Genomic DNA, 10960 nt, shown 5'->3' with positions numbered 1-10960 from the left:
CGAACAAAAATAATTCTTCTTAAGAATAACATTTTTCAAAAGAATTTGCAAGAAAACTTAACATAAAACATTATTGTGTTTATTTACTGATAATTTTAATATCAAAAAAATACAAGTGTAGGATATGTTATAGTTTATTATGACATTGTGTTCTTTTGCTTTTATTAACAACAAAATTAGAGAAAAGTATGTATTTAATATTATTATAATATAAGTTCCATACTTGTCCATTTCAGATTTGATCAAAGTTCCATAAACTATTTTATATTCTAGAAAGGAGTGAGTAGTTTAGTATGGGTTACTTTAATAAATTTTATGGACATGATGAACCTTGTCAGTCCTTTAAATCTTACGAATTTTCTAAGCCCTTTAAATTCTGTGAACCTAGTGAAGACTGTGAGCGCTGTGAACCTAGTGAAGACTGTGAGCGCTGTGAACCTTCAGAAGACTGTGAGCATTGTGAGCATTGTGAACCTTGTGAATGCCAAGAAAGCAGTGAACCTTGTCAGCCTAAACCATCTAAACCTAAACCTAAACCTAAACCTCCTAAACCTAAACCTAAACCACATAAACCTAAACCACCTAAACCACATAAACACCCATGTTCCAAGAAAAAATAATAAAAGTATTATTTAATAAATGTTTCCTTATTGAATTACATCCGTTTTTGCAATAGAGAAATATTTTAATACGCATCTTTTCTAAATTTACCTTATCATAATCGGTAAACATGCTAAAAGTGGTGGGAATTCAATTGTGGAACCCACTGCTTTTTCACTATTTTTGATCCCTCTATTTAATTATGTGGGTACTCAATAAATTTTAAGTTAATTTTATAAATTTCTTTTGAGTCCATAAAAATACATTGGTAATAAACTTTGCTGTCAATCAGACAAAGATATATCCGAAAAGAAGGTGAAAATACTTTATATTCTCGTACAGTTTGAATAATTCTAGCTGAACTAATATTGGCTTAATAATAAATGAAAAAATTAGGGCTGTAATAAAAGAATAGAGGTAATAATTTTTGTTATTGTTTAAGGTCCACTGGTATACCAGCATAAAAGCAACAGGGACAAGACTACCATCTATCGCAAATCCAGGGATTGCAGGTATTAGTGGAAACGGATAGTTCCATAATCCATTATGTTTCCCATATAAATCTACATATCCAAACATAATGTGAAACTGTATCCATAAAAACCAATTAAAAATATTTTATTCTTATCAATTTTAAAGAATAAAACTAGTAGTGGAACCACCAAGAGAGTAACCATCATCCAGTATTCAAGAGAAGCATATAGTTCATAATCCAACCAATAGTCTGTTAATTCTTCAGTTGTATGTTTTCCCATTTTAACAATTTTATCAAATCTATCCATTCTGGAATTATCCAATGTAATCATTCATCCTTTGCATCCGAAGTTCGCATATGAGGGTTGAAGAATAATTCCTACTTATTGTTTCCAGTTTTTTAGTAATGAATTCTTTACATATTTTTTATGCCCTTTTCTGCTAATTCTTCCTCTTTGGGTTTTAATCCCTCTTTGTTTGCCTGTCCGTTAATTCAAAAGAAGCCACCAATTTAGCGGCTAAAACTTTACCTCTTTTACCCTTTATTCTGTCATAAAGGAACAAAATGTGTACCAATTTATCTTTGCAAAGTCTGTACAAAAAGACCGTCTCCGTCAAGCCATTCAGCCAAAAAAACATCTTTGTAATCTGTAATATTTTGAGTGTTTAATTCAAATTTTAACCACGTTTCGTTAAATCCCAACTCATTAATTTCATCCCATAAAACCTTACCATCTCTTATTAAAGTCACTGGAACTGAAACTGCCTTTGAAGGTATTTTAAAATCTTCCTGAGTGGTTTTTTGATATTTTGATTTCTTTAAAATACTAATCGAACCGTTTGCCTCTAAATAGCAAAAAGCTACCTCACGAATAGAAAAGGTTTCACTCTGTCTAAGTAAACTTTGCAACTGGTTAATATTCATCCTATTCTTTCTTAATGCTTCTCGGTCAACGAATCCATTTTTTATAAGTGCAGAGGGCTTCCCTTCAATGGCTCCCCTAAACATAAGGAACTTTTGGCTTAAATATTCAACCGTAAAAAGTAATACTCCCCAAATGGACATCGAATAAATAATATAAAATACTCCTACTTTATGATCGTATAATGCATTTCCAAGCAATTCCCCTAATACAATAGCTGCGATAAAGGTGAAAGGGGAAATTTGATTGATGATTTTTTTCCCTACAAACTTAACGATTAGAAACAGAAAAAAAAATCCAACAATAAGTTCAACAGTTAAGTTTATGATTTTCATTTGTTTACAAACCCCTTATACATATCCCCAAACCAAGGGTTTTTTTCAAATTTAATTTAGATTAACCTCTTACATCACTATTTATAAAATTAGTTTATCAATTTCTTATTAAACTATCCTGTCCCCTTAGCACAAATAAAAAAGAGCTGCACCCGCAACTCATTGTTAAACTACTAAAATGCCCCACTTCCTTCATAAGATGCGTGTTCATTAAATAGTAGAAATACACTGTTCAGCCTAAATTGGGGGTTTATTTCCAATTACTAAAGTAGCATCAAGTTCATCATAGTGCGTCAACTGAGGGATTAGCCCATGTTGGGTAAAGATTTCAAAGGTTTGATGGGCCTGCCTTTCGCTCGTCTCTACCAATAGATACCCCCCAGCAGCTAACCAGAGGGATGCTTCTTCTGCTACTTTCCGCTGAATGTCAAGTCCGTCATTTCCTCCGTCTAGCGCCACATTCGGTTCATGTAGACGCGATTCTCGCGGAAGCAGCTTGATTGCCTCGGTTGGTACGTAAGGCGCGTTTGCTACTAGGATGTCGACTTTCCCACGCAGTTTGGCAGGTAATGACTCATAGAGATCCCCTTCATATACGCGACCACCCAGGGGTGTAACATTGCGGATAGCACAGCGCACGGCGGTTGGGTCGATGTCGATTGCATACAACTCAATATGCCCAAGAGTTTTTGCTATCGCTACACCCACCGCTCCTGTACCACAGCAAAGATCAACTACTACTGCTCCAGGGGCAGAAAGGGCAATTGCCTTTTGCACGAGAAACTCAGTACGGCGGCGAGGTACAAAGACTCCTGGGTCTACTGATATTCTGATACCGCAGAACTCTGCCCAACCGAGGACATGTTCAAGTGGGGTACCTTTAATTCGAAGATTGACCATAGAGGAGAGGGCTTCCAATGTCCGTGCCTCAGAAATAAGAAGCCGAGCCTCTTCTTCTGCAAAAACACAACCTGCGGTCCGAAGTATCTCGATTATATTTTTTTGAATTTGGTCATGAATATAAAATTTCATTTGCTTCCCTATAAATACCACCCAATCCTTGTAAAGGTTATTATAGGTAGTTCGTTAAAAATTGGAAAAGTCCTTCTTCCATTAACCTCATCCACGTTAGCACAATAAAGAAAAAGAGCTGCACCCTCAACTCATTGTTAAACTCTTGCACCCAGATCGAACGTCGCACCCGTGGGACTAGATCCCGTAAGCTAAACTGTTCACCCCCTACTTGTATAGTCAGGCTGGTTGGGAAAATGATCCCGTTTAACAAGCGAACCTATGACCTTACAAGAGCTTTAGGGGATACCGACTTATTTTGTAATTTTAAGAGGAGAGTTAGGTATGAATCCAGTCATTGGTCTGGGTGTTTCCAAGGGTGAAAGTCAGGTTTAAGCATTTTTAGATAAAGGTAAACCATATCGTAAGAGCTTTAGTATTGAACATAATATTGATGGTTTGGGAATTTATTGGAGTTCCTAAAAGAAGTTGAAAGAGCAGCTGCCTTCGAAATCATTTTCAAAATAATCTCTTCGAGAGTCATATCTTTAACCTTGAAATCTTAGTAAAGATTGTCCTCCAATATGAAGAGCACCTATCCAATATTGCAAATGAAATAAATGCCTGAAGAAATACACACTATGATCTATTCCAGCGAATGCAACTAACTTCTTGGCATCACTAAACCTATCTATCCCTTCCGATTTCAGAAATAATTGTTGCAGCGATTTTTTCTCCGATTCCAGGGATAGATTGAAGGAATTCATATTCTTCAATTTCTTTAGCAAGGAAGCAGAGCTTCTTTCCAAGATATAGCATAGGACCTATATCTAACTAAATACAAAAAAACCTTCCAATAAGAGAACTTAGGAAGGTTATTTGGCATGAACATTTTTAGTTTATCATGAGGTTATTAAACTTTTTATTGAAAAATGTTGACAAACTTATAGCTGGTTTTGTTTAAGTACAATATTTCTAAAAGTCAAAAAAGGCTTTAAGATAACGTATTACCCTTTTTGAAGTAATACCCCTTTACCTAATATAGTTTTTTATTTATTAATTTCCCCTAAAACATTTACAAAGGAAGATTTAGTTGCCACGAAACCCCGAAGCGGTCATTTACCCAACCAAACTTTTTACTGAAACCATAATTGTTTAAAGGCATAAGTGCTTGTCCACCTTCATTAAGTTTTTCATAAAAATTATCAAGTTCTTCTTCAGTATTACAAGTAACAAAGATTGAGAAAGAAGGTGTAAAGGAGAATTGATGTTTTATATAACTGTCAATACACATAAATTCTTGCCCTTTCAAGGTAAAAGTAGCCTGCATTACTGTGCCTTCTGGTCCAGCTTCATTAGCCCCATATCTAACAATGTTTGTAATTTGAGAATCCTCAAAGATGGATGTATAAAAATTCATCGCTTCTTCTGCGTTGCCATCTTGAAACATTAAAAATGGTGTTACCTTTTCCATTTTTATCCGCCTCCTAATTTTATGTAATAAATTTATTATAGTTGATTTTCTTGTTGAACTAAACTGACACGTTATTGGAACAAGAATAAGGAGCCGCAACTAACAACTCCTTGTTTCGCTCAAGCACCCGTTTATTCAACAAAATATGGATAATTACAACCCGTTATTTCTCCCATAGCTCAACCAGTCTACCTTCAGGATCTTTAATCCAAATAAACTTACCAAATTCACTAATCTCTTTTTCCTTTTCAAGAGGTACACCAATTTGTTCAAGATGCTTAATAGTCTCGTTTAGATTATAAACTTGGAAATTTAACATCACTTGCTGTTCTGTTGGGAAGTAAAGGTCAACTTCAGTAAAGAAAGAAAAGGTAGTTTCATTTCCTGAATGGGGTTTAATAATAGTCCCATTCCAATTTTCAATTTCAATCTTCAACACTTCACTGTACCATTTTTTTATAGCATCTAGATTTTTAGTCCTCCAAAATATTCCCCCGAAACCTTTTATCATCATAATAAACTCGCTCCCTTCTCTAATTTCTTTAATTATTCGATTAAATTAGAAATTCAAGAAATAAATACAAATTCCTTCTTCAACCAACCTGACCCTTTAATTGAATAAGAAAAAATATGATACCCTTCAAAGTTCTCGCACGTTATGGACCAAATTCAATTTGACGAGTAAATAATAAGATAATTACGATTAACCAACATATAAAGAAAGATGACGAGAGGATTAAAGATATAATAGGGATTACATTTTTCTCCGTTTTCTTCCCTATCCCAATTATAGATAGTACGATTCCTATAGCTGTTAGAGAAAATGTTATATAATCCCCTTTTGAAATCTTAGTAAAGATTGTTCTTCAATATGAAGAGCACCTATCCAACAGCGAATGAAATAGATGTCCTCCCTAGTGAAATTGAAGAATATGAGATCCTTCAATCTATCCCTGGAGTCGGAGAAAAAATCGCTGCAACGATTATTTCTGAAATCGGAGAGATAGATCGGTTTAGTGATGCCAAGAAGTTAGTTGCATTCGCTGGAATAGACCCTAGTGTGTACTCTTCTGGAAATTTACTCCTTCAGTATACCGAGCCGAATAACCAAACGTGGCTCATGTAGACTTCGCCACGCCTTGTATATGGCTGTTCAGAGTGGCATTCGGGATGCAGGTAAAAAGAAAACACTAATGAGATCATTCCACACAATAAAAGACTAAGAGAGTTTTACGACAGGAATCGAGAAGAAGGAAAACCCTTTAGAGTAGCCATGATTGCATGTGTTAATAAGCTTTTACACTGGATTTATGCATTGCTAAAAAGCAAGACCACTTTCCAAGATATAGCCTAGAAACTATCTATCCTGATACAACAAAACCTTCCAAAAAGATGGTTACGGAAAGTTATTTGGCATGCCCTTTTAAGTATATTATGGGGTTATTAAACTTTTTATTGAAAAATGTTGACAAACTATTAGCTGGTTAGCTTTAGTACATCTCTTTACAATCTCTATAACCCGATTAACTTGGTCTATTTACTCAATAAAGTTAACAAAAGATAGACTGCTGCCCCCCACATTACTAGGGCTGATATTTTATTTAATCTCAACAAAAAGTTTCCAGATTTATCAACCATTCTACTTATTCTCCCAATCAGTGAAAGTCCAAAAAACCAAATCCATGAAACCAAAATACAAGCAAGTGCAAAGATAACTTTATCTTCCCCTTGGTACCTTAATGAACTTGTACCAATTACACCTACAGTGTCCATGATGGCATGAGGGTTCAGTAAGGAAACAGATGCTGCAAACAATACTTGTTTCTTTAAAGAAAAATTATTCCCATGTACTTCTCTTTCATTACTTGGTTTACTATTCCATGTGGTCCATCCCATATAGATTAAAAAAATACAACCTGCTCCAATTAAAATCATTTTTATCCAAAATGAACCTAAAATAAGAAATGAAACACCCAAAACAGATATTAGGATTAAAAGGGTATCACATAAAGAAGCTGTAATGATGACTGGTAATGCATTAACAAAACGTGGCTGTAGTACCCCTTGATTAAAAACAAAAACATTTTGGACACCAAGAGGAAGAATCAGTCCTAGTGCAAGAATAAATCCATGAAAAAGTGGTTCTAACATTCTAATTTCGCCCTTTCTTGTTTATTATTCAACGGGTCCTATTTTATTTCGAAATTTTGTTTTTGTCTCCAACCAATTGGATGGAATCCAAACCAACCAAGTAATATAATAAATACAAAAAGGAGCTATTTTGATGTTTAAAACCGATTGGAAACCAAATAAATCATCGCCAGTACCATTACATAAACAAATAACTGATTTTATTAAAGAAAAAATATCCAATGGAGAGTGGACGATAGGCTATAAGCTCCCTCCCCAACGTACTTTAGCAAAAGTTTTAGGAGTAAATAGAAGTACTATTGTAACTGCATTTGACGAATTAATAGCCGAAGGACTTATTGAGGGAAAAAGCGGCAGTGGAACAAGAGTAGTAAACAACACTTGGAACCTGTTAGCTACTACCCCTCCCCCCAATTGGAATTCATATGTCAATTTCGGAACTCACAAGCCAAACTTGCCAACGATTCAAGAAATAAATCAAGCTGAATTTACTCCGAACATCATTCGTTTAGGAACTGGCGAATTATCACCAAATCTAATTCCTAGTATATCAATGAAAAAAATTTTCCATCAATTGTCCAATAGAGAAATTTCTTTTGGCTATGAAGAACCAAAGGGGTTGCTGTCCTTAAGAGAACAAATAGCACACTATTTAAAGACAATTGGGATTCCTGCTTCTCCTTCTTCCATTTTAATCGTATCAGGTGCATTACAAGCCCTACAGCTTATAAGTGTCGGTTTATTGCATAGGGGTTCTACCGTATTAACAGAAAAGCCATCGTATCTTCATTCTTTAAATGTCTTTCAGTCAGCAGGTATGCGTTTAATGGGCATCCCTTTGGATAAAGAAGGAATTCAAGCCAATCTTATTCAACAATATAAAAAACAACAAAAAGCTGCTTTACTCTATACCATCCCTTCATTTCAAAATCCTACTGGGACCTTAATGACTATGGAAAGACGTAAACTATTGCTAGATACTTGTCAACAAGAACAACTACCTTTGATTGAAGATGATGTTTACCGAGAATTATGGTTTGATGAAAATCCGCCAAAACCAATTAAGGCTTTGGACAAACATGGACTCGTACTCTATTTGGGAAGTTTATCTAAATCTTTAAGTCCTGGACTTCGTATTGGTTGGATTGTGGGTCCAGAACCAGTAGTTGAGCACTTAGCAGATATTAAAATGCAAACTGATTATGGGTCTAGTTCTGTATCACAATGGGCAGCAGTAGAATGGTTTTCCAGTGGACTTTACAATAAACACCTTAATGAAGTAAGAAACCAACTGAAAACCCGAAGAGATTTTACTTTAGATACTTTGAACAAGTATTTTTCTGATATTGCAGTATGGGAAAAACCAACTGGAGGATTTTATATTTGGTTGCGGTTGTTACCGTCACTCTCAATGAGAAAATTATTTGAAATTGCTCTAACAGAAGGAATATTACTAAATCCAGGCAATGTTTATGATCTTCAAGCTGAACAATATCTACGAATTTCCTATTCATTTGCTTCTCTTCCACATATAGAAGATGGTCTTAAACGCTTATCAAAAATTGTAAAAACAATAGCCAAATAAGGGATTCATTTGAAGCCCTTATTGCGCGATTCCTTGTTAAACTTACATGACCCGTTAGCACAATAAAAATAAGCCGCCAAAATGGCAGCTGGATCTTTGCCCCTTTATTTGAAAAGGACAATATTTGTTTGAGATACATTTTTACATAAGACACAGGCTGAATACTGTTGCTATAATAAAAAATAGAGAATTGTATTTAGAATGGACTAGAGGTGAATAAAAATGTATTGGACTCCATTATTTGAAAATGATGTACCTGAAGCACGCTTCTGCTCCTAATGGCGTGAAGGTGACTACATCTCTCCGTTAGGGGTATTCTCGACCTAAACAAAAGACGGAGGGTACAAATAAATGAAAAACACCTTATTAGGTTCTTTATATTTAATTTTAGCCTCAAGTATTTGGGGCGGTATGTACGTTGTCGTAAAAGTAGTAGTATCGGTCATACCTCCACTAGAACTTGTGTGGCTGCGATATATAGTGGCTATCGACACACTTCTCGTTATCGGCTTCATAACTAGGCAAAAATGGCGAATCGAAAAACGTTATTTTTTAATAATCATAGCGATTGGAATCATTGGTAATGCCATTTCAATTGTTGCTCAGGAAACTGGTACTATGCTATCTACAGCACAAATGGGAGCGATAATAACTTCTTCAACACCAGCATTTATGGTTATTTTTGCTCGGTTAATCCTTAAAGAACGGTTGACGCTAAAAAAGGGAATCTCCGTTTTTTTAGCGTTAATTGGAGTGCTTCTGATTGTTGGAATTGGTCACGTGAACATGTCCAGTACACTTGGAGGTATTGCACTACTTATCGCAGCTTTAACATGGGCAATCATGTCAGTACTTGTTAAGCGCTTGCCAAGTGATTATTCGCAAATTGTGGTAACCACCTATTCCATCTTGGTAGCCTTAATTGTGTTGACTCCTTTTGTTTTACCACGGTTACATGAAATTAATATCTCTCAACTGACTCACCCGACCATTTGGGGAGGAATCTTGTATTTGGGTATTGTCTCAACAGCAGGTGGATTTCTACTTTGGAATCGTGGATTACAAATGCTTAACGCTTCAAGTGGAGGAATATTTTTCTTCTTTCAACCCGTGGTTGGAACATTACTTGGATGGCTTATTTTAGGAGAGAACATAGGTGTAACGTTTTGGATCGGCTCAATCCTAATTCTCACAGGTGTTTTATTCGTTATCAAAGAGAAATAATAGTATTTAAAACCCCCTTCAATTCTATCTGAAGGGGGTTTCATGTGTAAGAGCACTCATTATACTTGAATGAATAAATTCGCCTTTCTCCAAATAAACTCCCAGTTCGTCTTATAAGGTAATCAGATATGTCTGGTTGCCATTTTTTATGATATTTTATTGATAATAAAAAAGTGAGGTATGGACATCTTAGGATATCTTTTTTACATCTAATTCATATGTATTCTTTGTCGTTATTTCTGATGAATCGTTACTTGCCATCTCTCATACCAATAAAGAAATATATATGGGAGAGTATATCGAATAAAGGTTAAAAAATGATTCCATTTAACGTAAACAAGCCAACCTTTCCAATAAGGGATAAAACCAAAAAACACTGTTAGCAGAGATAAGACAATAAAAGCAGGTAATTTGTAAGCTTTAGGTGTCTTCGGTATGATGATTCCTATTCTAATGGCAATCACTAAGCAAGAACCAATATCTGCAACTCGATCATCAGACCAAAAGTTTCTCAAAATTCCAGGGCTCCAATAGTGAAGATGAAATAATACATCTGGTATTGCCCCAGGTATTACGAGAACGAGGTATGCGAATGTGGTTAGACTAATAAAATAAGGAATCTTAGTCGGATTATCTATTAATTTATTCGCAATTGGAGCAAATACTGAAAATCCAATGAGGTAAGCTAAAGCTGAATAATATAGCTTCCACCCGAAGTATTGTAGGTAATCTAGTTTAAGGTATACCCATTCCAAAAACGTATATAAAATGGTAAATTTAATAATGGTTTTCCATGGATGACTTTTAGCTATATAACAAAAGATAATTGCTGTTAGTGGTAATATGACTGAATCTGCGAATAGAATTCCCATAAAGTTATCTTTTTCAGAGTTTGTAAAAAGGTTTGCAGGAAATTTGTAGAGGTTAAATATTAAATTTTAATTATATCTACTGCTATTAAAGCTATTGTATAGATGGTCCAGAAAGAATTCCCATTAATCCTTTTCGTTTTTAATAACCATCCAACAATCACTAACATGATACAAATTTGAATTATATATAACATAATTACTCCTTACGATTAGATTGTTATTATCCTCCATAGAATATCCAGAAGCAAGAATACTATAATAAAAATGATACTAAATCTCCTACTTATTTAGCTAAACTCCCTCAATAAAAG

Annotated in this window: 10 protein-coding genes and 3 pseudogenes; 4 read left to right on the top strand and 9 right to left on the bottom strand. The window is 34.8% G+C overall.

Annotated features, from left to right (window positions below):
- Positions 1-1163: 1163 nt before the first annotated feature.
- The 3 genes from COD92_RS27335 to COD92_RS27325 all read right to left on the bottom strand — a co-directional run bounded on the left by COD92_RS27335 (position 1164) and on the right by COD92_RS27325 (position 3364).
- The gene (locus COD92_RS27335; protein ID WP_098532337.1) at positions 1164-1397 is read right to left on the bottom strand and encodes a hypothetical protein; all 234 of its coding nucleotides are present in this window, start codon (positions 1395-1397) and stop codon (positions 1164-1166) included.
- Between the two features lie 254 nt (positions 1398-1651).
- Positions 1652-2332: a DUF421 domain-containing protein gene (locus COD92_RS27330; protein WP_098532338.1), complete on the bottom strand. Its 681-nt coding sequence runs from the start codon at positions 2330-2332 to the stop codon at positions 1652-1654.
- Positions 2333-2569: 237 nt separating this feature from the next.
- On the bottom strand, positions 2570-3364 hold the full coding sequence (locus tag COD92_RS27325) for a putative protein N(5)-glutamine methyltransferase (RefSeq protein ID WP_176541391.1): 795 nt from the start codon (positions 3362-3364) through the stop codon (positions 2570-2572).
- A gap of 324 nt (positions 3365-3688) precedes the next feature.
- On the opposite strand from COD92_RS27325, the pseudogene COD92_RS27320 reads away from it, so the two are divergent.
- Positions 3689-3855, top strand: a pseudogene (locus COD92_RS27320) (IS110 family transposase); the annotation flags it as partial.
- Positions 3856-3975: 120 nt separating this feature from the next.
- On the opposite strand, the pseudogene COD92_RS27315 reads toward COD92_RS27320, so the two are convergent.
- From COD92_RS27315 to COD92_RS33070, 4 genes and pseudogenes are all read right to left on the bottom strand, one after another.
- A pseudogene (locus tag COD92_RS27315) lies at positions 3976-4135 on the bottom strand (transposase); the annotation flags it as partial.
- A gap of 283 nt (positions 4136-4418) precedes the next feature.
- Complete coding sequence (locus COD92_RS27310) at positions 4419-4817, bottom strand: VOC family protein (protein WP_098532339.1); 399 nt, start codon at positions 4815-4817, stop codon at positions 4419-4421.
- Between the two features lie 163 nt (positions 4818-4980).
- The gene (locus tag COD92_RS27305) at positions 4981-5328 is read right to left on the bottom strand and encodes a VOC family protein (RefSeq protein ID WP_098996687.1); all 348 of its coding nucleotides are present in this window, start codon (positions 5326-5328) and stop codon (positions 4981-4983) included.
- Between the two features lie 145 nt (positions 5329-5473).
- The gene (locus COD92_RS33070) at positions 5474-5677 is read right to left on the bottom strand and encodes a hypothetical protein (protein WP_255286790.1); all 204 of its coding nucleotides are present in this window, start codon (positions 5675-5677) and stop codon (positions 5474-5476) included.
- Here COD92_RS33070 and COD92_RS27295 point away from each other — a divergent pair.
- Positions 5670-6171: pseudogene (locus COD92_RS27295) on the top strand (transposase); the annotation flags it as partial. The gene COD92_RS33070 and the pseudogene COD92_RS27295 sit on opposite strands and share 8 nt — an antisense overlap.
- A gap of 179 nt (positions 6172-6350) precedes the next feature.
- On the opposite strand, the gene COD92_RS27290 reads toward COD92_RS27295, so the two are convergent.
- Entirely contained in the window at positions 6351-6968 is a 618-nt protein-coding gene (locus COD92_RS27290; RefSeq protein ID WP_098532340.1) for a LysE/ArgO family amino acid transporter, read from the bottom strand.
- Between the two features lie 133 nt (positions 6969-7101).
- On the opposite strand from COD92_RS27290, the gene pdxR reads away from it, so the two are divergent.
- Positions 7102-8553: a MocR-like pyridoxine biosynthesis transcription factor PdxR gene (pdxR, locus tag COD92_RS27285; RefSeq protein WP_098532341.1), complete on the top strand. Its 1452-nt coding sequence runs from the start codon at positions 7102-7104 to the stop codon at positions 8551-8553.
- 351 nt (positions 8554-8904) lie between these two features.
- A complete protein-coding gene (locus COD92_RS27280) occupies positions 8905-9777 on the top strand; it encodes a DMT family transporter (RefSeq protein WP_098532342.1) in 873 nt (290 codons plus the stop codon).
- Positions 9778-10010: 233 nt separating this feature from the next.
- On the opposite strand, the gene COD92_RS27275 is transcribed toward COD92_RS27280, so the two are convergent.
- Positions 10011-10649: a hypothetical protein gene (locus COD92_RS27275; protein ID WP_098532343.1), complete on the bottom strand. Its 639-nt coding sequence runs from the start codon at positions 10647-10649 to the stop codon at positions 10011-10013.
- Positions 10650-10960 lie beyond the last annotated feature (311 nt).

The organism is Bacillus sp. AFS037270 (genome assembly GCF_002585305.1).
The sequence above is the reverse complement of the archived record's forward strand: the minus strand, read 5'-3'. Positions and strand labels throughout refer to the sequence as shown.